The following is a 392-nucleotide window of genomic DNA, read 5'->3' as shown; positions in this document are numbered from 1 at the left end:
ATATGCCGTGGTCGATAATATATTGGATCGGAACTTTCAGTCTGATCGCCCTCTTGAAAAACTAGTAACGGACATCACATATTTGCCTTATGGACAGAAACAATTGTACCTTTCCAGTATATTAGATGTATACAATGGAGAAGTGATTGCTTTTACGATTGGCGATAAGCAGGACACAGACTTTGTCTTAGACACACTTGATCAGTTGCCAACACTGCCTGAGAACTGCATGTTACATAGTGACCAAGGTTCTGTGTATACATCCTACGAGTATCAAAAAGCTGTTAACACAAAAGGCATTACCATGAGCATGTCCCGCAAAGGGACGCCCGCTGATAATGCCTCCATCGAATCGTTTCATTCCTCACTAAAGTCTGAAACGTTCTATCTTA

Annotated in this window: 1 protein-coding gene; it reads left to right on the top strand. The window is 41.3% G+C overall.

Annotated features, from left to right (window positions below; translation table 11 throughout):
- On the top strand, positions 1 to 392 hold a 392-nt coding region (locus tag Q3W56_RS20745; protein ID WP_302896711.1), incomplete at both ends, for a DDE-type integrase/transposase/recombinase.

It is taken from the genome of Bacillus sp. C28GYM-DRY-1, from assembly GCF_030519405.1.
GTDB classification, from domain to species: Bacteria; Bacillota; Bacilli; order Bacillales; family Bacillaceae; genus Bacillus; species Bacillus spizizenii_A.
Note: the sequence above shows the minus strand (reverse complement) of the source record. Positions and strands in the feature narration are given on the sequence as shown.